The organism is Streptomyces sp. NPDC020379 (genome assembly GCF_044387105.1).
In the GTDB taxonomy this organism is placed as follows: Bacteria; Actinomycetota; Actinomycetes; order Streptomycetales; family Streptomycetaceae; genus Streptomyces.
Genome location: NZ_JBIRVR010000016.1, coordinates 82680 through 108770, shown reverse-complemented (window position 1 = coordinate 108770; position 26091 = coordinate 82680). Strand labels below are relative to the sequence as shown.

Here is a 26091-nt window from a genome sequence, read left to right as displayed (position 1 = left end):
TACGCCCGTCCGGCCGCCGCCCCGCACCAGCGGGACGGCGGCCGGACGCGTGGTGCGGGGCCGGTCAGCCGCCGTTGACCGCGGTGGCGATCCGGTCGCCGACGTTCTTGTCGATGTTGCGCCAGTACTGGAAGGCGCGGTCCAGCACGGGCCTGCTCACGCCCTGCTTGAGGTGGCCGGAGACATTGGCGACCAGCCGGTCGCGCGCGGCGTCGTCGAGGACCTGGCGGACCATCGTCCCCGGCTGGCCCCAGTCGTCGTCCTCGCGGTGCAGCTTGTACGCCTCACGCACCATCTCGCCCGCCGCCGCCCAGCCCGCGATCTCACCGAAGCGGCCGGTGTCCGCGGCCGGACCGCCGTAGGAATTCGGCGCGTACGGCCGGGCCACATTCGCCGGCTCGTAACGCATCGGCCCGTCCTTCGCATAGGAATTCACGGCCGAGCGCGCCCGGTTGGGCGGCAGCTGGGAATAGTTCGGACCGATGCGGTAGCGGTGGGTGTCCGGGTACGAGAACAGCCGGCCCAGCAGCATCTTGTCCGGCGACGGGCCGATTCCCGGCACCAGACTGGACGGCTCGAAGGCCGCCTGCTCGATGTGGACGAAGAAGTCCTCGGGATTCTTGTTCAGCGTCATCCGGCCGACCTCGATCAGCGGATAGTCGCCGTGCGGCCAGACCTTGGTGAGGTCGAAGGGATTGAAGCGGTAGTCCGCGGCGTCCGCGAAGGGCATCACCTGGACATACACGGTCCACGACGGGGCATCGCCCGACTCGATCGCCTCGTACAGATCCCGGCGGTGCTTGTCCGCGTCGGAACCCGCCAGCTGGTCCGCCTCCTCCTGGGTGAGGAATTCGATGCCCTGGTCGGTCTTGACGTGGTACTTCACCCAGAACTTCTCGCCACCGCCGTTCACCCACATATAGGTGTGCGAGCTGTAGCCGTTCATATGGCGCCACGTCTTCGGCACGCCGCGGTCGCCCATCAGCCAAGTGACCATGTGCGCGGACTCCGGGGACAGCGTCCAGAAGTCCCACTGCATGTCGTTGTTCCGCAGGCCGGTCCGCGGATGGCGCTTCTGGCTGCGGATGAAGTCCTGGAACTTCTGCGGGTCACGGACGAAGAAGACCGGGGTGTTGTTGCCCACCATGTCGTAGTTGCCGTGCTCGGTGTAGAACTTCAGGGCGAAACCCCGCGGGTCACGCCAGGTGTCCGGGCTGCCCTGCTCTCCGGCGACCGTCGAGAAGCGGGCCAGCATCTCGCAGCGCTTGCCGGGCTGGAAGAGATCGGCCTTGGTGAACTGGCTGACGTCATTGGTGACTTCGAAGAACCCATAGGCGCCGCCGCCCTTGGCGTGGACCACGCGCTCCGGAACCCGTTCGCGGTTGAACTGGGCCATCTTCTCGATCAGATAGTGATCCTGGAGCAGGATGGGGCCGGTATCGCCGATGGTGAGCGAATGCTCGTCGCTCTCCACGGGAATGCCGACGTTGTTCGTGGTGTACGGAACCTGCTGCGCCGAGTCGGTCATGGGACGCCTCCCGGAACGGGGATGGGGTGAGGGCGCGCCCGTGCCGCCCTCCACCCGAGCCAGTGAACTCCGCCGACAGCGCGTCGGCAACAGGAGCCTGGACACTGTCCAGAATTCCACGTCGCCCGGGTGGAGGAAACGGCCGTACGAAGGCCCGGGGCCCCCGGCGCGTGCGCGGCGGCCTCAGCGGGCGTGCGCCGGCAGCGCCATCTCGAACCACACCACCTTCCCCGTGCTGAGCCGGGTGGCGCCCCACCGCCTGGCCAGCCTGTTCACCAGATACAGACCCCGGCCGCCCTCGTCCGAGGGCCGCGCCTGCCGCAGCCGCGGCAGCTGCGGCACATCGTCACCGACCTCGCAGCGCAGCACGTCCGTCCGGAGCAACCGCAGCGATATGGGCCGTTCGGCGTACCGCACGGCATTGGTGATCACCTCGCTGACCAGCAGCTCCACCGCGTCGCTGAGCTCGTCCAGGCCCCACCGGGCCAGCGCGCGCCGGGCCAGCCTGCGGGCCTGGCGGGCCGTCTGCGGGCGCGGGTCGAGGAACCAGTACGCCACGTCGCTCGGCGCGATCCCCTCGAAGCGGGCGGCGAGCAGGGCGATGTCGTCGTCCCGGTCGCCCGGGCCCAGCATGCCCAGCACCTCGTCGCACAGGGGCTCCAGCGGGGGCGGGTTCGGGCCCGTCAGCCGGGCCGTCTCGATCAGCCGCTCCCGCAGCTGCTCTATGCCGGTCCACACATCCCTTATCCGGGACTCCACCAGCCCGTCGGTGTACAGCAGCAGCGTCGCCCCGGCCGGCGCGTCCAGCTCCACCGCCTCGAAGTCGACCCCGCCCACGCCGATGGGCGCGCCCGGCGGCACGCGCAGCACCTCCGCGCGCCCGCCGCGGTGCAGCATGATCGGCGGCGGGTGCCCGGCGTTGGCGATGACGATGCGGTGCGCGACCGGGTCGTAGACCGCGTACAGACAGGTCGCCATGCGGTCCGAACCGAGCCGCTGCGCCTGCTCGTCCAGGTGGTGCAGCACCTCGGCCGGGGGCAGGTCCAGGCCCGCGAGGGTCTGCGCGGTGGTCCGCAGCTGGCCCATGATCGCGGCGGAGGTCATCGAGTGGCCCATGACATCACCGACGACCAGCGCCACGCGGTTGCCCGGCAGCGGGATGGCGTCGTACCAGTCACCTCCCACCCGTGCCGTCTCCGCCGCCGGGAGATAGCGGCTGGCGAGCCGCACGCCCGTCGGCTGCGGCAGCGAGTCCGGGAGCATGGTGCGCTGGAGCTCGTCCGCGATGTACACCTCGCGGCCGTAGAGCACGGCCTTGTCCACGCCCAGGGCGGTGTGGGTGGCGAGCTGCGCCGCCACCAGCAGGTCGTCGCCCTCGAAGGCGGGCCGGTCCGCGCGCCGGATGAAGACCGCCGCGCCGATCACCCGCCGCCGGCCCCGCAGCGGCGCGAGGATCGTGCGCTGCCGGTCCGGCACGGCGCGGTCCTCGCCCAGCAGCTCCGGGAGCGCCGCCCGCGCGGCGGGGGAGTCGCCGTAGACGGGCCGGACCCCTCGCAGCACCTCCGCGAGCGGCCCTCCTATGCGCACCTCGCAGCGCTCCGCCGCGACCGCCGCGAGATCGGTGGCCGGGTCGGAGCGGTCCACCGGGGCGTCGGCCCCGCCCGTCTCGCCCAGGCCGCGCACGTGCTCCGGCAGCTGGTCGGTGCGGCGCAGCCGCAGGACGACGGGGCCCACGGGCCGCTCGTCGCCCACGGGCAGCGGGTCGCGCAGATAGACGAGGATCGCGTCGGCGAAGGTCGGCACGGTGGCCCGGCACAGACCCAGCACGATCTCGTCCAGGTCGATGCCGCGCGCGATCCGCCGGGTCGCGGCGCCCACGAACCGCAGCCGCTCCCCGCCGGTGGCCCCGGCGGAGGGCATGCCCGCCCCGCCGGGCGCCTCCGGCGCGCGCCGCCCGGTGTCAGGCGCCCCGGGCCCGCCGCGCGCGCCGCCGGCCGGCTCGGAGCCACCGGACGCTCCCCGGGCGTCCGCGCCCGGTTCGGGCCGGGCCCTGCCGCCGCCGGAGGGATCAGGGGCGCCGTCCTCGGCGCCGGCCGGGACCTCGGGCCGGGTCCGGGGACCCGCGCCGCCGTCGGCCGGGGCGTCGTGCGTCACCGGCCGGTCCCCGGCACGGCCGGAGTCGTCCTGGCCGTCCCGGCGGGGGGCCGCCCGGTCCGGGCCGCCGGGCCCGGCGGAATCCGGACCCCGGTGGTCCGGGCCGCCCGTGGCGCGGTCGGCGGAGCCGTCGTGCCCGGCGGAAGCGCCGGCCCGGCCGGTGGGCGGATCGCCGGGTTCCGGACGAGCCTGCGAACGGCCGCGGTCGCGCGGGCCGTCCGAGCGGCCGTCCGGCTGGCGCGGCAGGCGGGCGGCGGCCGCGGCGGCCTCGGAGCCGAGCGCGGCCGTGCCCGGCGCGGGGGCGGCCGTCTGCTGGACGGCAGCCTGCCGCGTCGGCGCGGTCCGCTGTCTTCCGTGGGAGTTGGGATGCTCCGTCACGCGTGGGGTTCCATCCGTCGGGGCCGTACGCCCGGGTCGTTCAGGGGGCGCACCGTGGGTCAGGCGCGTCGCAGATTGAAGAAGAGCTGGATCTCTGGTGGTACATCCGTACTCGCCGGGGCGTACGCCAACGTGCTTTCCCCGGCGACGTCGAAGCCCGCCTCGCACACGACCTGGCGCAATTCGTCCCGCAGGTATCCGGATACCCGGATCGTGTTCCCCAGGAACGGAATCGCGAAGTCGTCCACGTCGGCCTCGACCATCGACAGGGCCAGCAGCCCCCCGGGTCTCAGCAGTCCGCGCACCATCCGCAGGGCGTGCGGGATCTCCGCGCGCGGCAGCATCAGCAACGAGAAGAAGGCGGCGACCCCGTCGAACGGCCCCAGCCGCCCGTCCCGCAGCTCGGCCAGGTCGAGCCGGAGGAACTCGGCCCCGGGGACGTTGGCGCGGGCCAGGTCCAGCATGCCGGGGGAGAGGTCGACGCCGACCACCCGGTGACCGGCCTCGTCAAGCTGCCGGGCCGTCGGCAGGCCCGTACCGCAGCCCAGGTCCAGGATCCGGGAGCCGGGCGGCAGCGTCTCCGCCAGCCAGGCACCCGCGGCGAGCTGGCCCTCCTTGTGCGGGAAGGCCTCGTCGTAGCGGTCGCCTATCGCGTCGAACGCCTCGGCCTGACCGCTGCGGTCCAGCCCTAAGCGGGCGTAGCCGTCGTACTCCCGCCCCTCGTCACCGCTCACGGCTCCGCCCTCCTGTGACCGTCTTGTTGTGAACATGCGTCACATGCCGTGTTCTGTTCGCGCCGTGCTGCTGTGCAGTATCGCGGAGGCCGATCCTACGGTTGTCCGTCGGGGGCCCGCCAAGCGCTTCCCGAGGTTACGCCCGGATCCCGGCCGGGGAGCGGTCCCAGTCGGCGGGCAGCGCCGGCACGGTCCAGGAGGGGTCGGGCCGCCAGTTCTCCCAGCCCCCGGCGAACGGCGCCCCCCAGGACTCGATGACCGCGACCGCGGCCCGCCCGGCCTCCCGCACCCGCGCCGCCTGCCCGGCGGACATCAGGCCCGCGCGCTGCGCCTGGCCGAACTCGTCCTCGTCCTTCCACTCCCAACTGCGGTCCGGATAGACGGCGATGTCCAGGAAGTGGTCCTCGGAGTCGACGCCGCCCGCCCAGCGCGCGAGCGGCTCCTCGAGGTTCACATACCAGTTCTTGAAGCCCCAGCCGGCGTCCCAGAACAGCCAGACCGACCAGGGCTCGCCGGGCCGGGCCAGCTTGAGCACGCCGGTGCCGAACCAGCGGGAGACGACGGTGGTACGCGGCTTGGTGTAGCGGGTGTCCAGCGGCTCCTCGTGGATGGCGGTGCCGTCCGCGAGGAGCGGCTTGACGCAGTCGGTGCCCGGTGCCATCCACACCGCGAGGAGCTCGTCGGTGTCCTGCACGACGGTGACGGGACGGCAGATGTGGACACGGTCGGTGCCGTTGCCCCGGTAGCGCCAGAGGATGTGGTCCCCCGGCGCCCAGGGGGCGCTGCCTGCTGTCGTGTCCACGGTGTCCGCTGTCATGCGCAGATCCTAGGCGGGGTGGCCTCGGGTGCGCCGTGATGTGCGCCGCAATAGGTACGGTCCAGGAGGCGGGGGTTGACGCGGGGCGCGTCCGCGGGCCGCCGGCGACAGCCCGCGCGCGGAACTACGGCCGCGTCATCCGCAGGACGTCCAGCGCCTCGTCCAGCTGCTCGCGCGTCAGCAACCCCCGCTCGACATAGCCCGATTCGAGCACCACGTCCCGGATCGTCTTCCGCTCGGCGAGCGACTTCTTCGCGACCTTCGCCGCCTCCTCGTAGCCGATGTAGCGGTTCAGCGGCGTGACGACGGACGGCGAGGACTCCGCGTACTCCCGGGCCCGCTCCGCGTTCGCGGTGATGCCGTCGACCGTGCGGTCCGCCAGCAGCCGGGACGCGTTCGCCAGCAGGCGCACGGACTCCAGCAGGTTCTTCGCCATGACCGGGAGCATCACGTTGAGCTCGAAGTTCCCGGCCGCGCCCGCCGTGGCAACGGTCGCGTCGTTGCCGATGACCTGGGCGGCCACCATCAGGACCGCCTCGGGGATCACCGGATTGACCTTCCCCGGCATGATCGACGAGCCCGGCTGGAGGTCGGGGACACTGATCTCGGAGAGGCCGGTGCGCGGGCCGGAGGCCATCCAGCGCAGGTCGTTGCAGATCTTGGTGAGGCCGACCGCGATCGTGCGCAGCTGACCGCTGGTCTCCACCAGGCCGTCCCGCGCCCCCTGCGCCTCGAAGTGGTCGCGGGCCTCGGTCAGCGGCAGCCCGGTCGTCCGCGCGACCTCGGCGATGACGGCGCCGGCGAAGCCCGCCGGGGTGTTGATGCCGGTGCCCACGGCCGTGCCGCCCAGGGGGAGTTCGGCCAGCCGCGGCAGCGAGGCGCGCAGCCGCTCGGCGCCGTAGCGCACCTGCGCCGCGTAGCCGCCGAACTCCTGGCCCAGGGTGACGGGCGTGGCGTCCATCAGGTGTGTGCGCCCCGACTTGACGACGTCCGCGAACTCGGCGGCCTTGCGCTCCAGCGCCGCCGCGAGGTGCTCCAGCGCCGGGATCAGGTCACCCGTGACGGCCGCGGTGGCCGCGATGTGGATGCTCGACGGGAAGACGTCGTTGGAGCTCTGCGAGGCGTTGACGTGGTCGTTCGGGTGCACGTCCCGGCCGAGGCGCTCGGTGGCCAGGGTGGCGATGACCTCGTTGGCGTTCATGTTGGAGGACGTGCCCGAGCCGGTCTGGAAGACGTCGATCGGGAAGTGGTCGTCCCAGCGCCCGCGCGCCACCTCCTCCGCGGCCTCGGCGACGGCCTCCGCGACGTCCTTGCCGATCACGCCCAGATCGGCGTTGACCCTGGCCGCGGCGGCCTTGATCCGGCCCAGCGCCTCGATGTGCGCCCGTTCCAGGCGCTGCCCGCTGACGGGGAAGTTCTCCACCGCCCGCTGGGTCTGCGCGCGCCACTTCGCGTGGGCCGGGACCCGTACCTCCCCCATGGAGTCGTGCTCGGTCCGGTACTGCTCACTGTCGGTCATCGTCACTTACCTCCTGTACGGCACAGCGTTTGTCCGGTCCGGCCTGTTCCCAAGAGGCACTCCCCCCTAGTAAATACCGCGGGTAACAACTGAAATCGGGGAGGCTCCATGACACGCAGACCCACCCTGCGCTGTGCCCTCGCCGCCGTCGCCGCGTTCGCCGCGGCGCTCGGCGGCATGGCCGCCACCGGACCCACCGCCCAGGCCGCCACCCGCACGGCCGCCTCCACCCCCCTGACCCCGGAACTGGAGAAGATCCGCGCCGCGGAGGCCGCGAAGCTCTACGGCGACGCCGCCGAGCGCCCGCTCGCCGACCGCAAGACCTCCCTGGTCTCGCTCGGCGACAGCGAGATATCCGGCGAGGGCGTGGGGAACTACGAACCGGGCACCAACGGGCCCACCAACTGGTGCCACCGCTCGCCCGACTCCGCCATCCACCGCACCACCATCCCCGCCGACGTGACCTACAACGTCGCCTGCTCCGGCGCCTCCACCGCCAACATCCGCATCGGCGGCAGCAAGCAGTACGCGGACGAGCTGGTGCAGAGCGACGCCCTCGCGATCAAGGCGCGCAACACCCACGTCAAGCTGGTCCTGCTGGTCGCCGGCGCCAACGACGACCTCCAGTTCGGCCCCGTGATGACCGACTGTGTCGAGCGCTATCTGCTGCTCCAGGGCACCTGCGAGCCGAAGTACGCGCCCGGCTGGCAGGCCCGCGTCGACGGCCTGGTGCCCAAGGTCGAGCAGACCGTACGGGACCTGCGCACCGTGATGACGAACGCGGGCTACGCCGCGGGTGACTACAAGCTCGTCGTCATGGGCTACCCCAGCCCCATCGGCCCCGACTTCGAGGACAACCCGGACTACCCCGGCAAGATCCCGGGCGGCTGCGTCGGTTACACCTCCGACGCGGCGTGGGGCCGCGACACCGCCGTGCCGGCCTTCGAGCGCGGCATGCGGCGGGTGGCCCGGGACACCGGCGCGCTCTTCCTCGACAACTCGCGCCTCTTCCACGGCCACGAGGTGTGCTCGGACAACACCTGGGCGCGCGGGCTCTACATCGACGTGGCCAACCCCTTCCCGCCGGACGCCAATTCCGTGCGCCAGTCCTTCCACCCCAACTTCCGCGGCCACGGCGCCTTCGCGTCGTGCCTCGGCCAGCTCTACGCCTCCGGCTACCGCGAGGCGGGCTGCGCGGACCCGGCGAGCACGGGGTCGCCCGTGCTGTACGAGGGCGCGTGGGACGACGCGTACCAGCCGCTGAAGAACGAGGCGACGGGCTCCTGCGTGGACGCGTACGGGGCGAGCAGCCGCAACGGCACGGAGGTCGGCGGCTGGGACTGCTCCGGCGCCCGCAACCAGGGCTGGTGGTACGACGCGCGGCGGCAGTCCCTGCACACGGAGCTCTCCCAGGACCGGTGCGTCGACGTGCCGGCGGGCGCCTACAAGGCCGGGACCGCGGTCGCGCTGTGGGACTGCCACGGCGGCACCAACCAGCGGTTCGTGCGCGACGGCTCGACGTACCGGCCCGCCGCCGCGCCTGAACTGTGTCTGACGCTGGCGGCGGCGAAGGAGCCGGTGCGCCTGGCGGCGTGCGACGGGTCGGCGCGGCAGCGCTTCGCGTAGGCGCGGGTCCGCCGCCTGCGGCGGGACTCGGTGGCCGGACGGGCCGATCTCGGCCCGTCCGGCCACCGAGGACAACGCGCGAAGCGTGTTGCGGGGCCCGGGGCGGAGCCCCCACGCGGCGGAGCCGCACATCGATGCGGCCGGGAAGGGGCGGGTGGGGGAACAAGCCCGCCGCAGGCGGCAACGGACGCGCGGCCGTCCCGAAACCGCTACCCCTGGCGCACCGGAATGCTCGTGAACGTCGGCGTCGGCGCCGGGTCCACGAAGAAATCGTTGCCCTTGTCGTCCACGACGATGAACGCCGGGAAGTCCTCGACCTCGATCCGCCAGACCGCCTCCATGCCGAGCTCCTCGTACTCCAGGACCTCGACCTTCTTGATGCAGTCCTGCGCGAGCCGCGCCGCCGGGCCGCCGATCGAGCCGAGGTAGAAGCCGCCATGGGCCGCACACGCGTCGGTGACCTGCTTCGAGCGGTTGCCCTTGGCGAGCATGACCTTGGAGCCGCCCGCCGCCTGGAACTGCTCGACGTACGCGTCCATCCGGCCGGCCGTCGTCGGGCCGAAGGAGCCGGACGCGTAGCCCTCCGGCGTCTTGGCCGGGCCCGCGTAGTAGACCGGGTGGTTCTTGAGGTACTCGGGCATCTCCTCGCCCGCGTCCAGCAGTTCCTTGATCTTCGCGTGGGCGATGTCGCGGGCGACGACGAGCGTGCCGGTCAGCGACAGCCGGGTCTTGACGGGGTGCTTGGTCAGCTCGGCGAGGATCTCGTCCATCGGCCGGTCGAGGTCGATGGCGACCGCGTCGAGGTCGGGACCGGCGCCCGCGGTCAGCTCCTCCTCGGTGGTGTCCGGCAGGAAGCGCGCCGGGTCGGTCTCCAGCTGCTCCAGGAAGACGCCCTCCGGCGTGATCTTGGCCAGGGCCTGGCGGTCGGCGGAGCAGGAGACGGCGATGGCGACCGGGCAGGACGCGCCGTGCCGCGGCAGCCGGACGACGCGCACGTCGTGGCAGAAGTACTTGCCGCCGAACTGGGCGCCGATGCCGATCTTCTGCGTCAGCTCGAAGACCTTCTCCTCCAGCTCCTTGTCACGGAAGCCGTGACCGAGCGGGGAGCCCTCCTCGGGCAGCTCGTCGAGGTAGTGCGCGGAGGCGTACTTCGCGGTCTTCAGGGCGTACTCCGCGCTCGTACCGCCGACGACGATCGCCAGATGGTACGGCGGGCAGGCGGCGGTGCCCAGGGAGCGGATCTTCTCCTCCAGGAACTTCATCATGGAGGACTCGTTGAGGACGGCCTTCGTCTCCTGGTAGAGGAAGGACTTGTTGGCCGAGCCGCCGCCCTTGGCCATGAAGAGGAACTTGTACGCGCCGCCGTCGGTCGCGTACAGCTCGATCTGCGCGGGCAGGTTGGAGCCGGTGTTCTTCTCGTCCCACATGGTCAGCGGGGCCATCTGGGAGTAGCGCAGGTTGAGCTCGGTGTAGGCGTCGTAGATGCCGTGCGAGAGCGCCGCCTCGTCGCCGCCCTCGGTGAGGACGTTCTGGCCGCGCTTGCCCATGACGATCGCCGTGCCGGTGTCCTGGCACATCGGCAGCACGCCGGCCGCGGCGATGTTGGCGTTCTTCAGCAGGTCGAGGGCGACGAAGCGGTCGTTGGCCGACGCCTCGGGGTCGTCGAGGATGCGGCGCAGCTGCGCGAGGTGCGCGGGGCGCAGGTAGTGCGAGATGTCGTGCATGGCCTCGGCGGCCAGCTTCCGCAGGGCCTCCGGCTCGACCTTGAGGAACGTACGGCCGTCGGCCTCGAAGGTGCTCACGCCCTCCGAAGTGACCAGGCGGTACGGAGTGTTGTCCTCACCCAGGGGCAGGAGATCCGTGTAGGCAAACTCTGGCATTGCGGCCATTCCTCACTCGGCAGACATGCTGGCTACTGCGACAGCATCCACAAGCGTAGAACGCGGGGCCCGGCGCGCGGCTGTGAGGTAAGGCTCACCGGCCATCGCCCCTGTCGCGATCTATCGCGTTTCGCTACCCTGGCGGGGTGGACGAGTCATCGCGCGAGAAGCGCCCCCCGGTGCAGTTGGAGAAGGCCGCTCCGGCCGAAACGGCGCTCCGCGCCTCCGACGCCGACCGGGACCGGACGGCCGACATCCTGCGCGAGGCGCTGGGCGAGGGCCGGATCACGGCGGAGGAGCACGCCGAGCGGATCGGCGCGGTCTATCAGGCCCGCACTCTCGGCGAGCTGGAGCCGCTGACCCGCGACCTCCCCCTCGCCTCCCGGCCCGCGCCCGCCGCGGCCACGCGCCCGTACGACGCACCGGTGCGCCCCGGCGGTGCGGCCGTCGAGGCCGCCGAGAATCTCATCGCGGTCTTCGGCGGCGCCGCGCGCAACGGCCGCTGGCGCGTCCCCCGCCGGATCAACGCCTTCGCCCTGTTCGGCGGCGTGGAGATCGACCTGACGGAGGCCGTCTTCGAACAGCAGGAGATCGTCATCAACGCCACCGCGATCTTCGGCGGCATCGAGATCAAGGTGCCGGAGAACGTCACCCTGCGCTCCACCGGCACGGGCGTCTTCGGCGGTTTCGAGGTCAAGTCCAGCGAGGCACCGGACGAGAGCGCGCCGGTCGTGACCGTCATGGGCTTCGCCGTCTTCGGCGGGGTGGAGGCCAAGCCCAGGAAGGGCAAGCGGCTGCGGAACCTCCGGGCGGGAGCCTGATCGCGGGCCAGTGCGTTCCGCTCATGGCAACGGTGTGAATAAGCACGCGCACAGCGGGTAAAGCTTGGTGCATCGTCTCTCGTACGGCTGCCGGTGCGAATGGCCGTGCGCAGTGGAGGCGGGCAAAGGTGACTCAATCGGCCAAGCTAAGCCGTCGTCAGGAGTAGACCGTGCTGCTACCGCATCAGCCCCTGCCTGAAGCCGCCGTACCGTCCCAGCGGATGCCCGCTCGGGATCAGGCCGGCCCCTGGCATTCGGAGGCGGTGTGCCGCCGGGATGAAGCCGGGCTCTTCTTCGCACCATCCAAGGAACCGACCGCCGCGCGGCTCTCCCGGGAGGAGGCCGCCAAGCGCGTCTGCGCGCGCTGCCCGGTGATGGTCGAGTGCCGGGAGCACGCGCTGCTCCAGCCGGAGCCCTATGGCGTGTGGGGCGGCCTGACCGCGGCGGAGCGCCGCGTCGTCCTGGCCCGGCGCCGCCGCCGCGAGGCGGAGCTGCAGCGCACGACGCGCGTCGCCGCGGCGGGCTGACCGTCCGGCCGCACCTGGGCGAGCAGGGGGCAGCCCGGGTGCGGATCTTCGTCCTCGACCGCCGGACGGGCACGTCGACGGGGGCCGGCCCGCGTCGGAGCGGCCCGGCCGGCGGTGAGGGAGAGGGTGACCCGGCGTGCGGAGACCGCCGGGGACCGTGATCAGCTGGGGCGCTCGAAGTCCACCGTGCTGTAGGCGCGCAGCTTCGACAGCCGGTGCGTGGAGTCGATCTGCCGGATGGTGCCCGACTTGGACCGCATCACCAGGGACTGCGTGGTCGCCGTCTCGGCGCGGTAGCGCACCCCGCGCAGCAGCTCGCCGTCCGTGATGCCGGTGGCCACGAAGAACACGTTCTCGCCGCTGACCAGGTCGTTCGTGTGCAGGACCTGGTCGAGGTCATGGCCCGCCGCCAGCGCGCGCTCGCGCTCCTCCTCGTCCTTGGGCCACAGCTTCGCCTGGATCGTGCCGCCGAGGCACTTGATGGCGCAGGCCGTGATGATGCCCTCGGGCGTACCGCCGATGCCCAGCAGCAGGTCCACGCCCGTGCCCTCGCGGACGGCCATGATGGCGCCTGCCACGTCGCCGTCGGAGATGAACTTGATGCGGGCGCCGGCCTCGCGGATCTCCTTGACGATGCCGTCGTGACGGGGGCGGTCGAGGACGACGACGGTCACGTCCTCCGGCGACGAGTGCTTCGCCTTCGCAACGCGGCGGATGTTGACGCCCACCGGGGCGTTGATGTCGACATAGTCGGCGGCCTCGGGGCCGGTGACCAGTTTGTCCATGTAGAAGACCGCGGACGGGTCGAACATCGAGCCGCGGTCGGCGACGGCCATGACGGAGACCGCGTTGGCCATGCCCTTGGCCGTCAGCGTCGTGCCGTCCACCGGGTCCACGGCGACGTCGCACTCGGCGCCGGTCCCGTCGCCCACGCGCTCACCGTTGTAGAGCATGGGCGCGTTGTCCTTCTCGCCCTCGCCGATGACGACGACGCCGTTCATGGAGACGGTGCCGATGAGGGCGCGCATGGCCTTGACCGCGGCGCCGTCCGCGCCGTTCTTGTCGCCGCGCCCGACCCAGCGGCCCGACGCCATGGCGCCGGCCTCGGTGACCCGGACGAGCTCCAGGGCGAGGTTGCGGTCGGGGGCCTCGGGGCTGACCTCGAGCGGGGACGGCAGGTGATGATCGGTCATCGGAGCACACCTTTCTGTACGGCCGACGGCCGTGGGACCTCTCGTCCCCCGAAGGGGGCAGAGGGTGAGGGTGCTGATGACTTTATCTGTTTACTGCGAGAGTGAGCAGGCCACCCCACGCATGAGCGGCGTCAAGGTCACCCGGCGGCGGCGCCGGCGCGCCCGGTGGCCTCCGGCGGCGTACCGCCGTCAAGATCCGCGCGGCCATGGGGGACGATAGGGGCGTGGCAGGTAGGAACCCTAAGGCGCAGACCGTACGGAACATGTTGCTGGCGATGGCGGTGATCATCCCGATCGCCCTGGTCAGCTATGTGTTCATCCCGAATGACGACAGCAAGGACCCTGTCAGGACCGTCGATTACCGGGTGGAGCTCGAGACGGCCCGGCGCGCCGCGCCGTACCCCGTCGCCGCGCCCGTGGGGCTCGACGCCGACTGGCGCGCGACCTCGGTCTCGTACCGCGCGGGCGGCAAGGACGGCTCCGCCTGGCACCTCGGCTTCCTCGACCCGGACACGCAGTACGTCGCGGTCGAGCAGAGCGACGCCCCCGCCGCGCCGTTCATCGACAACGTGACGCAGGGCGCGACGAAGACCAGGCGCACCGAGAAGGTGGGCGATGCCACCTGGCTGCGCTACGACGGCGAGAAGTACAACGCGCTGGTGCGCGAGGAGCACGGCGTGACGACGGTGGTCACCGGCACCGCCGCGCCGGAGCGGCTGACGAAGATGGCCGCCGCGCTCAAGGCCGACAGGGCCAGGACGGCCGGGAGGGCCTGAGCGCGACGGCCGGAGTGAACCGGTCCGCCCCGGGCGGGGCGGGTCGGGTCAGATGGTCGTGACGACCTCGTCGTAGGCGAGGCGCGGCGAGCGCGGGAACGGCGCGTCACCGGCGGGCTTGCCGATGTTGACGATCATCAGCGGGGTGTGGTCGTCGTCCAGGAACTCCTTCTGGACGGCGGCGAAGTCGAAGCCGGTCATCGGGCCCGCGGCCAGACCGGCGGCGCGGATGCCGACGATGAAGTACGCGGCCTGGAGGGCGCCGTTCACCTTGGCGGACTCCTCGCGGGTGGGGCGCTCGCTGAAGAAGACGTCCTTGGCCTGCGGGAAGTGCGGGAAGAGGGTCGGCAGTTCCTGGTGGAACTCGTTGTCCGCGGAGAGGATCGCGACGAGCGGCGCGGTGCGGGTCTTGGGCTGGTTGCCCTCCGACATGTGCGCCACCAAGCGCTCGCGGGCCTCCTCGGAGCGGACCAGCGTGATGCGCAGCGGCGTCTGGTTGAACGCGGTCGGCGCGTACTTCATCAGGTCGTAGACGGCCTGGATCTGCTCGTCGGTCACCGGCTCGTCGGAGAAGGAGCCGACCGTACGGGCCTCACGGAAGAGCAGGTCCTGGGCGGCGGGGTCGAGTGCGAGGGTCATTCGGGGCGTGCCTTCTCTTGTGTGCGGGAATATGTGCGGTGTGACCCACTCTGCCGCGCGGTACGTTAACTTTCAACTAAATCTGCGGTGGTGTGATGGGGCTCACGGCTCCGGGGTGTGAGCCGCCGGCGCCTGCGGCGGGCAGGGGAAAAGCCCGCCGCAGGCGCGGCCCCCGCGCGGCGGAGCCGCACATCAGACGCAGCCGGGAAGGGACGCGGCCGGGGAAGGAAAGATCAGCCCCGCGAAGCGTCCTCGGAGGAATCCGCCGCGAGCGCAGCGTCAAGGCGGGCCCGCGCCCCCTCCAGCCACCGCCGGCACACAGCAGCGAGCTCCTCGCCCCGCTCCCACAGCGCCAGCGACTCCTCGAGCGACGTGCCGCCCGCCTCCAAGCGCCGCACGACCTCGATCAGTTCATCCCGCGCCTGCTCGTACCCCAGCGCGCTCTCGCCCGTGTCACCGGCAGCCGCATCCGTCTTCGCCATGCCGCCAAGCCTAAGCGGGAGGGGTGACAACGGCCCGTACCCCGAACTCGCCCTCCGCGACCCGGGCCCGCAGCTCCTCCTCCGCCGCGACCTCGGCCGCGGCGCGCACCACCGAGCCGTCCGCGTGCTGGAGCACCGCGTAGCCACGGCGCAGCGTCGCCGCCGGGGACAGGCCGACCACGCGCGCGTGCGTGTGCGTCAGTTCCGAGTCCGCCCGGTCCAGCAGGTGGCCGAACGTGCGCCGCCCCCGCTCGACGAACGCGGCGATCTGCTCCTCCCGTTCGTTCACCATCCGCTGCGGCTGCTCCACGCAGGGGCGCGCCCGCACGGAGGCCAGCCCGCGCTCCTCGCGCTCCAGGTGCCCGGTGACGCAGCGCAGCGCGCGGTCCCGCAGCTGCCGTACGCGGAGCAGCTCCTCGCCCACATCCGGCACGACCCGCTTCGCCGCGTCCGTGGGCGTGGACGCGCGCAGGTCGGCGACCAGGTCGAGCAGCGGCGTGTCCGGCTCGTGGCCGATCGCGGAGACGACCGGCGTACGGCACGCGGCCACCGCCCGTACGAGCTGCTCGTCCGAGAACGGCAGCAGGTCCTCCACGCTGCCGCCGCCGCGCGCGACCACGATGACGTCCACGTCCGGATGGGCGTCCAGCTCCGCCACCGCCTCGATCACGCGTGGCACGGCGTGCACGCCCTGCACCGGGACGTTGCGCACCTCGAAGCGGACCGCCGGCCAGCGGTGCCGGGCGTTCTCCAGCACGTCGCGCTCGGCGGCGGACGCGCGCCCGCAGACCAGCCCGACGAGCTGCGGCAGGAACGGCAGCGGCCGCTTGCGTTCGGCGGCGAAGAGGCCCTCCGCGGCGAGCGACTTCTTCAGCTGCTCCAGCCGCGCCAGCAGCTCACCGACGCCGACCGGCCGGATCGCGGCGGCCCGCAGCGAGAGCGAGCCGCGCGGCGCGTACCACTCGGGCTTGGCGTGCACGACGACCCGCGCGCCCTCCGAGACGATGTCGGCGACCTCGTCGAACACGGAGCGGTAGCAGGTGACGGACAGCGAGATGTCGTGCGAGGGGTCGCGCAGGGTCAGGAACACCACACCCGCGCCCGGTCGCCGCGACAGCTGCGTGATCTGCCCTTCGACCCAGACGGCACCCAGCCGGTCGATCCACCCGCCGATGAGACGGGACACCTGCCCGACGGGGATCGGGGCGTCGGGGGACGTATCGAGGGCCATGGAGCGAGCCTAGCCGCGCGGTCGGCGGTCCGGGGCGGACCCCCGGCAGGAGCCCTCAGGCCGCCCGCGCCCGCCGCCGCACCGCCTGCGTACCCAGCACCGCCAGCCCCACCGCGCACCACACGCCGCCCACCCACTGCGCCGTGGGTGCCGCCTTCACGATCACCGCGATCACCACCGCCAGCCCCAGCAGCGGCACCACCACGTGCCGCACCGGCCGCAGGGCGCCCCGCTTCCGTACCCCGAACCACCCCATCACCGACAGGTGCAGCAGGGCGAAGGCGACCAGCGCGCCCACGTCGACCACCGACACCAGGCGGTCCAGCCCGTCGTCGCGCCGGGCCGCCCACACCGCCGCCACCAGCGTCACCGCCGCCGCGCCCAGCAGCGCGGGCCGGGGGACGCCGGAGCCGGGGTCGACCTTGGCCAGCGGGGCCGGCAGGCGGCGGTCGCGGGCCATGGCGAACAGCAGCCGTCCCGCCGCCGCCTGCCCGGCCAGCGCGGCGAAGGCCGCGCCGACCGCCTTGCTCGCGGCCACCAGGTCGTGCAGCCAGGCACCGGTCGCCGAGTCGACCGTGTCGTAGAAGGCCGGCCCCTGGTCCGCCGGGTGCGCGGCCAGCTCCGCCGGGGACATGGGGGCGAGCAGTGCCGCGAGGTAGGTCTGGAGGACGAACAGCACGCCCGTCACCGCCAGACACGTGAGCACGGCCCGCGCGACCCGCTCGGAGCCCCCGGCCGACTCCTCCGCGAACGCGGCGATCGCGTCGAAGCCGAGATAGGAGAGGACCGCCACGGACACCGCCGTGAACACCGCGCCCGCCGAGAAGCCGCCCTCCCCGGTCAGCGGCGACAGCCACCCGCGCCGGGCGCCGTGCTCCGAGAGCGTGAAGACCGCCGAGGCGAAGAAGACCAGCAGCACGGCGATCTCCACGGCCAGCACCCCGAAGCCCACCGCCGCCGCGGCCCGTACACCCCACAGATTCAGCCCCGTCGTCACGACCACCGCGAGCGCCGTCCACACCCACTGCGGCACCGCCGGCACGAGCGCGTGCATCGCGATGCCGGAGAAGAGATAGGCGACCGCCGGGATCAGCAGATAGTCGAGCATCGCCATCCAGCCGGCGATGAACCCCGCCCCTTCGCCGAGCCCCACGCGCGCGTAGGTGTAGACCGAGCCGGCCTGCGGGGCGACCCGCACCATCTGCGCGTACGACAGGGCGGTGAAGGCCATCGCCACCGTGGCCACTCCGTAAACGAGCGCGACCGCCCCGCGCGCCTTCGCGTCGAGCGTGCCGAAGATGCCGACCGGTGCCATGGGGGCGATGAAGAGGAGGCCGTACACCACGAGGTCCCGGAACGAGAGCGAGCGGCGCAGCGCGTCCTTCCGGCCGCCGCCGGGTGGTGTCGCCATGGAGTCGCCCCTCGTCGGTCCGTACCTCCCGCCCATCGTGCACCAGCTCCGGCCACGGTGCCGGTCGGCGGAACGGCCCCGGAGGGCGGGCCCGTACGATGGAGTGCATGACTGCTGCCGCCGCCCGCAAGGTCCTGCTCGCCGCCCCCCGTGGCTACTGCGCCGGCGTGGACCGCGCCGTGATCGCCGTCGAGAAAGCCCTGGAACAGTACGGTGCGCCCGTCTATGTGCGCCACGAGATCGTGCACAACAAGTACGTGGTGAAGACGCTGGAGAAGAAGGGCGCGATCTTCGTCGAGGAGACGGCGGAGGTGCCCGAGGGGAACATCGTCATCTTCTCCGCGCACGGCGTCGCCCCGGTCGTCCACGAGGAGGCCGCCCGCGGCAAGCTGGCCACCATCGACGCCACCTGCCCGCTGGTCACCAAGGTCCACAAGGAAGCCGTCCGCTTCGCGGGCGACGACTACGACATCCTCCTCATCGGCCACGAGGGCCACGAGGAGGTCATCGGCACGAGCGGCGAGGCCCCCGACCACATCACCCTGGTCGACGGCCCCGGCGACGTGGAGAACGTGAGCGTCCGCGACGAGTCCAAGGTCGTCTGGCTCTCCCAGACCACCCTGTCCGTCGACGAGACGATGGAGACCGTCGACGCGCTCAAGGGCCGCTTCCCGCAGCTGATCAGCCCGCCGAGCGACGACATCTGCTACGCCACGCAGAACCGGCAGACCGCCGTCAAGCAGATGGGCGCCGAGGCCGACCTGGTCATCGTCGTCGGCTCGAAGAACTCCTCCAACTCCGTCCGCCTGGTCGAGGTCGCCCTCGGCGCGGGCGCCCGCGCCGCCCACCTGGTCGACTTCGCCGACGAGATCGACGAGGCGTGGCTGGAGGGCGTGACCACGGTCGGCGTCACCTCGGGCGCCTCGGTCCCGGAGATCCTCGTCGAGGGCGTCCTGGAGTGGCTCGCCGAGCGCGGCTACGGCGACGTCGAGACGATCACGGCCGCCCAGGAGTCGATCACCTTCTCGCTGCCGAAGGAGCTGCGCCGCGACCTGCGCGCGGAGGCGGCGTCCCTGTCGGCCGGGAACGACGGCTCCGACAAGTCCTGAACCGGGCGGCCCGTGCCCGGTTCCGAGGGGTGAGCGCCCGGCTCACCCCTTAGCGTGGTCGGCATGAACGTATTCGGCGTGGACATCGGCGGATCGGGCATCAAGGGCGCACCGGTCGACCTGACGCGGGGCGAGCTGACCGCGGACCGTTTCAAGCTCCTCACACCACAGCCGGCCACCCCGGACGCCGTCGCCGACACCGTCCGGGAGGTCGTGGCGAATTTCGGCTGGTCCGGGCGGCCGGTCGGGGTCACGTTCCCGGGCGTGGTGGTGCAGGGCACGACGCGCACGGCGGCCAACGTCGCCAAGGAATGGGTCGGCGTGGACGCGGCCGGGCTGCTCGCCGCGCGGCTGGGCGCCCCCGTGACCGTGCTGAACGACGCGGACGCCGCGGGCCTCGCCGAGATGTACTACGGCGCGGCGCGCGGTCGCCGCGGCACGGTCGTCCTGCTCACCTTCGGTACGGGCATCGGCAGCGCGGTCTTCTCCGACGGCAGGCTCCTGCCCAACACCGAGCTGGGCCATCTGGAGCTGAACGGCCACGACGCCGAGACGCGCGCCTCGACCCGCGCCAAGGAAGAGGAGGAGCTGAGCTGGGCGCACTGGGCGCGCCGGGTGCAGCGGTACCTCGTCCATGTGGAGAAGCTCTTCTCGCCCGAGCTCTTCGTCATCGGCGGCGGCGTCAGCCGGAAGGCCGAGAAGTTCCTCCCGCTGATCGAGGGCGTCAGCGCGGAGATCGTGCCCGCTCGGCTGATGAACAACGCGGGGATCGTAGGGGCCGCGATGGCCGCCGGCGCGGCCTGGCCCGATCCCGTCGTTGCTGCCTGAGCAGCACCAGGTGGCGTACGAACGCGATCAGCGCGGTGAGCGCGGTGCCCGCGTAGAGCCACCCGGCGTGCAGGGACAGCACGGTGACCAGGCCCATGGCCTGCCCCGCGAAGCTGTCCGGGCCCTCGGCGAGGGGCACCGCGCCGACCGCGAAGGCGATGGGCGCGGTCACCGGCGCGGTGATCAGGTCGGCCGGCCGCACCCACAGGGCACAGGCCGAGCCCGCCACCAGGAAGAAGACGCCGTAGACCGCGGGCGAGCGGCCCGCCACGGAGTCCAGGGCGCCGGCCGCGAGCATGGCCAGGGCGGTCAGCAGGCCGCTGCCGAAGCCGGTCAGCCGGGGGCCGGGGACGCGCAGCGGGGGCGAGGCGCGCCCGGAGCGCGCGCGGTAGACCGTGGCCCGCTCGCCCTGTCCCACGGGGGAGGCGGGCCTGGGCACGGGGGAGGTGCGACGGACCTTGGGCTGGGGCGCACGGGTGCTGGGTTGCTCCACCCGACCAAACTAGGTCGAGAAGTGGGAGGAATCCGACGTTGGACACGCGGTTTGGGCCACCTTGGCCGCGCGTTCGACTGATAGTCCTTCCGGGGCCGTGGCGCGGCGGGGACCCGTAGACTGGTTGACCGGCCCCGCCGTGGGCCGCGGACCCTTTACACCCTTCCCGGGGATGGCGGCGGCCGACCCGCTGCCGGAACCGCCCCGGGAATCTCGCTACGGGAAGTCGCCACGTGTCGCTCACGATCGGAATCGTCGGTCTGCCGAATGTCGGCAAGTCGACCCTGTTCAACGCCCTGACCAAGAACGACGTGCTGGCGGCCAACTACCCGTTCGCCACCATCGAGCCCAACGTGGGCGTCGTCGGCGTCCCGGACCCCCGGCTGGACAAGCTCGCCGAGATCTTCGGCTCGCAGAAGATCCTCCCCGCCACCGTCGACTTCGTCGACATCGCGGGCATCGTGCGCGGCGCCTCCGAGGGTGAGGGCCTGGGCAACAAGTTCCTCGCGAACATCCGCGAGTCGGACGCGATCTGCCAGGTCATCCGCGCCTTCAAGGACGAGAACGTCGTCCACGTCGACGGCAAGGTCTCGCCCAAGGACGACATCGAGACGATCAACACCGAGCTGATCCTCGCGGACCTCCAGTCGGTCGAGAAGGCGGTCCCGCGCCTGACGAAGGAGTCCCGCCTCCAGAAGGAGAAGGTGGCCGTCCTCGCCGCCGTCGAGGCCGCCCGGACGATCCTGGAGTCCGGTCAGACGCTCTTCTCCGCCGGTATCACCAAGGGCACCGAGCAGGGCGACCTCCTGCACGAGCTGCACCTGCTCACCACCAAGCCCTTCCTCTACGTCTTCAACGTCGACGAGGACGAGCTGGTCGACGAGGACTTCAAGAACGAGCAGCGCGCCCTGGTGGCGCCCGCCGAGGCGATCTTCCTCAACGCCAAGATCGAGTCCGAGCTGATCGAGCTCGACGACGAGGAGGCGCTGGAGCTGCTCCAGTCCATGGGCCAGGAGGAGCCCGGCCTGGCCACCCTCGGCCGCGTCGGCTTCGCCACCCTGGGCCTCCAGACCTACCTCACGGCAGGCCCCAAGGAGACCCGCGCCTGGACCATCAAGAAGGGCGCCACGGCCCCCGAGGCGGCCGGTGTCATCCACACCGACTTCCAGAAGGGCTTCATCAAGGCCGAGGTCATCTCCTTCGACGACCTCGTGGCCGCCGGCTCCGTCGCCGAAGCCCGAGCCGCGGGCAAGGCCCGCATGGAGGGCAAGGAGTATGTGATGGCGGACGGGGATGTGGTGGAGTTCCGCTTCAATGTTTAGTGGGCGACTTACCACCACTTCGCTGATCTGACAAACATGCAGGTCAGAAGGGGTCCGGCTCTTCGGGGTCGGGCCCCTAAGTTTTTCCCGTGCTGACTTGGTGCTGACCTGGAGGCACCCCTCATCACCTCTCGGACCCCCTCCTGTGCTGACTTGGTGCTGGGTTCGCGCTGGTATCGATGTCCGCGCCGCTCGCCCCCTGTCAGGGTTCGGGCAAGGTGATGCCCGGCAGGTCGGCGCCGTGCAGCGAGGCGAGCTCATCCAGCACTGGAAGGAGCTCCATCAGGCGGCGAGGGTTCATGTCCCACCCCTCCAGCAGAGTGCGAACCTGCCGCCTCAGAGGTTCCGGGAGGGGCGAGGCGTGAGCGAAGAAGCTCTGCCAGGCGTCGTCTAGATCGCCCGCAATGAGGCTTTCGTGTTCGCCGGGAATTGTGGGAACTTCCCCATACACATGTGCGGCGGCAAGCTGATTCAGGCTGAAAGCGATCTGCCATGCGGCTTCGCGGCTACTCGGTGATTCCATGCCGATGACGTTATGGCCTTGCTGGCGGGAGAGGCGGCTGGTCGCACGGAGGTGTCCTGCCCCCTCCTGTGGGGCGGGTGGCCTCCGCCCGAAGCGCCGGGTCTAATCCGCCTCAAGGATGAGGAGCAAGATCACCCCGTGATCGCAACGGACCCTTGGCAAATGTTCCCCAGCGCGGTGAGATGACCTTCGAGGTAGATCGTCGCGGCAAGGGGAGCAATGTCAAAGGTTGTGGAGCCTCGCATTCAGTTCGCCAGCGAGGTCGTGATACCCAAGGTCCAGGAGGAGATCGGCGCGGTGCTCGACGAGCCCGTGATCTGCCCCTCGTGCACGGCAACCCGGGAGCTGACCTTCCAGGCCCGGGGGCGGGACGCCTTCATCTCGTGCTCCTGCGGCCACGAGTGGACGGACGGGTATGTCACGGCGATTGCGGTTCGTCAGATGACGCACCTGGCATACACGGGTCAGCCGGTCTTCTTCCCCGCCGGCAGGATGAGGGTGGTCGTCTTCCCTGACTTCGAGGACGACCTCACCCTGGCGCCAGAGCCGAAGAAGGATCGGGACGACCCCGCGGACCACGACCGGTTCAGGTGGGAAGTCGGCTGCTTCACCACCCACCACGCAAAGATGATGTTCACCATGTGCCTCCGGACAGCCCGCCACCTGACGAGCTTCGCCATGGCTTCCGACGGCAACCTGTTCGCTCGCCTTCACCCTGCGGCCGACGGCGTCGCTCTGGACGCGCACATGTCCACTGTGCTGGTAGCCCTGGGCCTGTACGACGCTGCGCAGCGCGCCGATGTGGCGAAGCTGCACGACGTACGGCTGTCCGACGTATCTGCTCTGCTCGCCCCTGAGCGCGTCCTCGCGCTGGCTGACCTCCGGCCTCCACTCCTGCTGCCTTCAGGGCACCCCTGCCACTTGCGTCTCTCCGATGTGACCCGCATGCAGACGGCGTCTGCGCCTGAGTGGGACCGCTGGCGGCAGGCCGCCGTCGACATCCTGGAGCGCAACATCGAGGACGCGGTGGCCCGGAAATACCGCCCCGTCCCTGCCCGCGAGGTGCGGGCCGACCCGCTCGCTGACTGGTTCGACGACGATCTGACCTGGTATACCGGCGAACTCCCGTCTGTGTAGGGGCCATGTGAGGAACATGCGCCAGTGCGGCCGGCAGCCCTGCTACGGTCGCAGCTCACCGCGGTCAAGGAGCTCCCGATGCCTTCTGCCCTTGTAGATCTTCGAGTCGAGCCAGTTGACGACGTGCTCACCCACGTGGAGCGCGCCCTTCAGGTGAGCCTGGACCGAGAGGCCGTGGTTCGCAAGCGCCGCTCGATCGGCGCACCGACCTCACGTAACACCTGGGTGCGCATCGAGCGGCGAACCACCGACAGGATCGATGGCCAGGGGTGGAACGGGACCGAGACCTCCGCGGTGCTGGCGGAGGTTGCTCGGCCGGCCTGGTACGCGGGCGCGGCTTGGCGGGACCCCAGCGCCCCGGCGATGTGGAGGGCCGACGAGACAGAGCTGATCACTGCCAAGCCTGTGAAGCCGGGCGGCGTGCTGACGGAAGCGCCCGACCTCGCGGACTCCTGGTGGGGGGCGTTGAACGTCTCGCTGGATGCGTTGGCCAGCTACAGCACCAGCCGCATCGCTACGCCGGACACCGTCCCGATCGAGAGGTCCGGCGTTTGGGCAACGATTCGGCGAGCATTCCCCGACAGCTCTCTCGACATCACCTTCGACGCCTGGACTCCGGCTCATGCAGACCTGAATTGGGCGAACCTGACCGGACCGAAGGAATGCTGGTTGCTGGACTGGGAGGATTGGGGCATGGCCCCGAGGGGGTTGGACGCGGCCTCGCTGTGGGGAGCTTCCCTGGCCGTTCCCGATCTGGCTGACCGCGTGTGGCGGGAACGCCGCTCAGACCTCGAATGCCGAACGGGCCGGATCATGTGTCTTTTCGTCTGCGCGAAGATCCTCGACTACGGAGATGATGACCCGAGGGCAGAGCCCGCTCGAAGGGAGTCGAGCGGGCTCCTCTTGGACATCTATGGACGCTGATTGCCGCCTCGCTCCCGCAGGAGGCAGCGATACCTGCGGATCTTCGCTTCGTCCACCGAACAGTCCAGGGCGTTGACGAGCTCTCGGAGGTGCGTGGGGTCGTCAGACCCTACAGCGACTCTGCGTACTTCAGGGAGGCAGTAGGCAACTCGAAGTGCTGCTTGCGCTCGGCTGCACTCCTGGGCTTCGGAGCGGAGGAAGATCCGCGGATCGACTCTGTCCCAAATCGGATCTTCGAAGCTCCCGCCAAAGGGGCTCATGCCCCACATCGTCGGTTCGTGCCAGCGCTTGGTGAGTGAATCCGCAGCCTCCAGAGTTTGCGCACCAACGAGCAAGCCCGCCGGCACCATGAGCACCTGCGGAACGAGCCCGCTTCCGGTGGGAAGGTCCGGCAGGCGCTCGGGGTTCCAGGAGGCGACACCCCAACGTCTGCACATCCCCAAGTCCACCGCTTCGCTCAGCACAGCAAAGGCGGTCGCTAGCACCTCGGGCTGCCGGTCCGGGGGGAGCCGAGCGAGCGTCCGCTCCGGGTTGTGGAGGAACACCACATCCGGTACGTGTTCCAAATCCTGAAGCGTCCGGCCCAGGGCTTTCCACAGCGGCACGGGGGAAAGGGAGTGCTTGCCAGGGCCGGGGAGAAAGCCGATCTTCGTTGATACTTCGAATTTCGGCAGGAGGTCACCGGCCACGCGCGCCAGGGTCGTGTGCGAAGCGAAGCCCCGGTAGTTGAAGCTCGTGTCGATGGCTCGGATGCCCAGATCGAGTGCGGCCTCGATCAAGCTGCGTTCGTGACGAGACCGGTGTAGCCCGAGGACAAGTCGGCGGTCAGCGGTGCACACAGCTGTTCCTCCACGAGGATCTCTGCCACGGTCTCAACGTGGGCTCCCACGGTGTTGGCGGCCTGGCTCAGGTTCACGGGCTGTCCGCTCAGAAGCACACCCAGGGCGGGCAGCGCCTTTTGCGTGAAAGTGATCTTCTTGCCACTGGACACGACCTCGACCGTCTCGCCGCGTTCGAGGATCTGCGGCCGGAACTCGGTGACACAGACCACCGAGCCCAACGGCCCGAAGGTCTTCAGGAACGGCACGTGCCGTCCCGGGCTGGTCTCCCGCTCGTGGGCGATCAAGTAGTCAACCGGACGATGCGAGGTGATGAGGCGGGCCGCAGCGGAGGCGAGTTCGTGTCGCTGGCCCTTCTCCTCGGACGAGTCAACTTGTCGAACCAGGTCTCGACGGAAAACCTCATCGTCGCGTGACCAGTCGGCCATCCATTGCATCCAGTTGACGCCCGTGCGCTTGGCGAACCCGAAGGTGACATGCAGGCTGTGCCCGTCTACACCTTGGCCGACGCGGGTAGCCCGGTGCCAGTGGCCGCGCGGGATGTGCATGATGTCGCCTTCGCGCATGGTCCCGGCCCAGAGGATGTCCTCGCTCGGTTCGTCGTTTCGGTCCGAGTCCCGAAACAGAGGGTACGGGCGGCTGGAGCCGCGGACCTCCCACCCTTTCTCGCCGGAGAGTTGGAGGACCAGGACATCGTGGTCGTCGAAGTGAAGGTCGAAGCCTGCGGCGTCGCCAGTCGTGAGATAGACGTTGGCTTGTACCCGCTCTCGCGACCACCACTGCCACGCTCGACACGTGACCTCCATGGTCGGGTCGAATACGTTCGTCTGGTCCAGAACGAGGGTCGCGCCGGCTGACAGCAGGCGGCCGAGTCGCAGCATGTTGACCATCGAGAGGCTCTGCCCCCTTCGGGTCACCTGCGGGCTGAGGTACTTGTTCGGGTGAAGCTCGTCGCCATGCTGGAAGACGCGAACCTGCGGGTTGCTCAGCCCCCTCCGCATCACCAGGTCCAACATCCTGGCGGGGGACAGCGTGCGGGCGAGCAACTGCTGATCGGCAATGGCACCACGCGCGAATGTGCCCCCGAGTTGGTTAGCCCCCTCCCAGCCGAGTGCATGCTCGACAGCCTTGACGAGCTGATGTTCCATGGCCTTTTCTCCTGTCTAATGCGTTGCCCTGTGAGGGAAGGGGCCCGCACAG

24 protein-coding genes are annotated in these 26091 nt (G+C 70.9%); 9 read left to right on the top strand and 15 right to left on the bottom strand.

Translation table 11 applies throughout. The features are described 5' to 3' along the window. Positions 1-64 precede the first annotated feature (64 nt). The 5 genes from ACH427_RS21510 to ACH427_RS21490 form a co-directional block, all read right to left on the bottom strand. Entirely contained in the window at positions 65-1528 is a 1464-nt protein-coding gene (locus tag ACH427_RS21510) for a catalase (protein ID WP_398871384.1), read from the bottom strand. A 183-nt stretch (positions 1529-1711) separates the two neighbouring features. Continuing rightward, entirely contained in the window at positions 1712-4060 is a 2349-nt protein-coding gene (locus ACH427_RS21505; RefSeq protein ID WP_398871382.1) for a SpoIIE family protein phosphatase, read from the bottom strand. 59 nt (positions 4061-4119) lie between these two features. Beyond that, positions 4120-4830: a class I SAM-dependent DNA methyltransferase gene (locus ACH427_RS21500; protein ID WP_398871380.1), complete on the bottom strand. Its 711-nt coding sequence runs from the start codon at positions 4828-4830 to the stop codon at positions 4120-4122. 100 nt (positions 4831-4930) lie between these two features. Beyond that, a complete protein-coding gene (locus tag ACH427_RS21495; protein ID WP_398871378.1) occupies positions 4931-5611 on the bottom strand; it encodes a DUF402 domain-containing protein in 681 nt (226 codons plus the stop codon). Between the two features lie 124 nt (positions 5612-5735). Continuing rightward, the gene (locus ACH427_RS21490; RefSeq protein WP_398871376.1) at positions 5736-7130 is read right to left on the bottom strand and encodes a class II fumarate hydratase; all 1395 of its coding nucleotides are present in this window, start codon (positions 7128-7130) and stop codon (positions 5736-5738) included. A gap of 108 nt (positions 7131-7238) precedes the next feature. Between ACH427_RS21490 and ACH427_RS21485 the strand changes: the two genes are divergently transcribed. Then, the gene (locus tag ACH427_RS21485) at positions 7239-8756 is read left to right on the top strand and encodes a ricin-type beta-trefoil lectin domain protein (protein WP_398871374.1); all 1518 of its coding nucleotides are present in this window, start codon (positions 7239-7241) and stop codon (positions 8754-8756) included. A 209-nt stretch (positions 8757-8965) separates the two neighbouring features. Here the strand turns inward: ACH427_RS21485 and ACH427_RS21480 are convergent, their stop codons facing one another. Then, complete coding sequence (locus tag ACH427_RS21480; RefSeq protein ID WP_398871372.1) at positions 8966-10636, bottom strand: fumarate hydratase; 1671 nt, start codon at positions 10634-10636, stop codon at positions 8966-8968. Positions 10637-10782: 146 nt separating this feature from the next. Between ACH427_RS21480 and ACH427_RS21475 the strand changes: the two genes are divergently transcribed. Together ACH427_RS21475 and ACH427_RS21470 are read left to right on the top strand one after the other, a co-directional pair. Beyond that, positions 10783-11457, top strand: coding sequence for a DUF1707 domain-containing protein (locus ACH427_RS21475; protein ID WP_398871370.1), 675 nt, complete (start codon positions 10783-10785; stop codon positions 11455-11457). Positions 11458-11678: 221 nt separating this feature from the next. Continuing rightward, positions 11679-11984, top strand: coding sequence for a WhiB family transcriptional regulator (locus ACH427_RS21470; protein WP_366004878.1), 306 nt, complete (start codon positions 11679-11681; stop codon positions 11982-11984). 161 nt (positions 11985-12145) lie between these two features. On the opposite strand, the gene glpX is transcribed toward ACH427_RS21470, so the two are convergent. After that, complete coding sequence (glpX, locus tag ACH427_RS21465; RefSeq protein WP_398871368.1) at positions 12146-13177, bottom strand: class II fructose-bisphosphatase; 1032 nt, start codon at positions 13175-13177, stop codon at positions 12146-12148. 224 nt (positions 13178-13401) lie between these two features. Here glpX and ACH427_RS21460 point away from each other — a divergent pair, with 224 nt between their 5' ends. After that, complete coding sequence (locus ACH427_RS21460) at positions 13402-13953, top strand: DUF4245 domain-containing protein (RefSeq protein ID WP_398871366.1); 552 nt, start codon at positions 13402-13404, stop codon at positions 13951-13953. Positions 13954-14001: 48 nt separating this feature from the next. Here the strand turns inward: ACH427_RS21460 and ACH427_RS21455 are convergent, their stop codons facing one another. From ACH427_RS21455 to ACH427_RS21440, 4 genes are all read right to left on the bottom strand, one after another. After that, positions 14002-14592: a malonic semialdehyde reductase gene (locus ACH427_RS21455; RefSeq protein WP_398871364.1), complete on the bottom strand. Its 591-nt coding sequence runs from the start codon at positions 14590-14592 to the stop codon at positions 14002-14004. A gap of 233 nt (positions 14593-14825) precedes the next feature. Beyond that, on the bottom strand, positions 14826-15074 hold the full coding sequence (locus tag ACH427_RS21450; protein WP_398871361.1) for an exodeoxyribonuclease VII small subunit: 249 nt from the start codon (positions 15072-15074) through the stop codon (positions 14826-14828). A 10-nt stretch (positions 15075-15084) separates the two neighbouring features. Continuing rightward, the gene (gene xseA, locus ACH427_RS21445; RefSeq protein ID WP_398871359.1) at positions 15085-16305 is read right to left on the bottom strand and encodes an exodeoxyribonuclease VII large subunit; all 1221 of its coding nucleotides are present in this window, start codon (positions 16303-16305) and stop codon (positions 15085-15087) included. Between the two features lie 55 nt (positions 16306-16360). Continuing rightward, positions 16361-17716 (bottom strand): APC family permease, encoded by a 1356-nt coding sequence (locus tag ACH427_RS21440; protein WP_398871357.1) that lies wholly within the window; start codon positions 17714-17716, stop codon positions 16361-16363. Between the two features lie 98 nt (positions 17717-17814). Between ACH427_RS21440 and ACH427_RS21435 the strand changes: the two genes are divergently transcribed. Together ACH427_RS21435 and ppgK are read left to right on the top strand one after the other, a co-directional pair. Then, positions 17815-18825: a 4-hydroxy-3-methylbut-2-enyl diphosphate reductase gene (locus ACH427_RS21435; protein ID WP_398871355.1), complete on the top strand. Its 1011-nt coding sequence runs from the start codon at positions 17815-17817 to the stop codon at positions 18823-18825. 63 nt (positions 18826-18888) lie between these two features. Further along, positions 18889-19653, top strand: a complete 765-nt coding sequence (gene ppgK, locus ACH427_RS21430) for a polyphosphate--glucose phosphotransferase (RefSeq protein WP_398871353.1) — start codon at positions 18889-18891, stop codon at positions 19651-19653. Here the strand turns inward: ppgK and ACH427_RS21425 are convergent. Further along, positions 19550-20146 (bottom strand): DUF6542 domain-containing protein, encoded by a 597-nt coding sequence (locus ACH427_RS21425; RefSeq protein ID WP_398871351.1) that lies wholly within the window; start codon positions 20144-20146, stop codon positions 19550-19552. The genes ppgK and ACH427_RS21425 overlap by 104 nt on opposite strands. A gap of 233 nt (positions 20147-20379) precedes the next feature. On the opposite strand from ACH427_RS21425, the gene ychF reads away from it, so the two are divergent. Continuing rightward, the gene (gene ychF, locus ACH427_RS21420) at positions 20380-21468 is read left to right on the top strand and encodes a redox-regulated ATPase YchF (RefSeq protein WP_398871348.1); all 1089 of its coding nucleotides are present in this window, start codon (positions 20380-20382) and stop codon (positions 21466-21468) included. Between the two features lie 202 nt (positions 21469-21670). On the opposite strand, the gene ACH427_RS21415 is transcribed toward ychF, so the two are convergent. Beyond that, positions 21671-21991: a hypothetical protein gene (locus ACH427_RS21415; RefSeq protein ID WP_398871346.1), complete on the bottom strand. Its 321-nt coding sequence runs from the start codon at positions 21989-21991 to the stop codon at positions 21671-21673. A 219-nt stretch (positions 21992-22210) separates the two neighbouring features. Here ACH427_RS21415 and ACH427_RS21410 point away from each other — a divergent pair, with 219 nt between their 5' ends. After that, positions 22211-23128 (top strand): hypothetical protein, encoded by a 918-nt coding sequence (locus ACH427_RS21410; protein ID WP_398871344.1) that lies wholly within the window; start codon positions 22211-22213, stop codon positions 23126-23128. Positions 23129-23206: 78 nt separating this feature from the next. Further along, positions 23207-24052, top strand: coding sequence for a hypothetical protein (locus ACH427_RS21405; protein ID WP_398871342.1), 846 nt, complete (start codon positions 23207-23209; stop codon positions 24050-24052). Here the strand turns inward: ACH427_RS21405 and ACH427_RS21400 are convergent. Together ACH427_RS21400 and ACH427_RS21395 are read right to left on the bottom strand one after the other, a co-directional pair. Then, a complete protein-coding gene (locus tag ACH427_RS21400; protein ID WP_398871340.1) occupies positions 24040-24831 on the bottom strand; it encodes an aldo/keto reductase in 792 nt (263 codons plus the stop codon). The genes ACH427_RS21405 and ACH427_RS21400 overlap by 13 nt on opposite strands. Further along, a complete protein-coding gene (locus ACH427_RS21395) occupies positions 24828-26039 on the bottom strand; it encodes a JmjC domain-containing protein (RefSeq protein ID WP_398871338.1) in 1212 nt (403 codons plus the stop codon). The genes ACH427_RS21400 and ACH427_RS21395 overlap by 4 nt, the downstream gene beginning before the upstream one ends. Positions 26040-26091 lie beyond the last annotated feature (52 nt).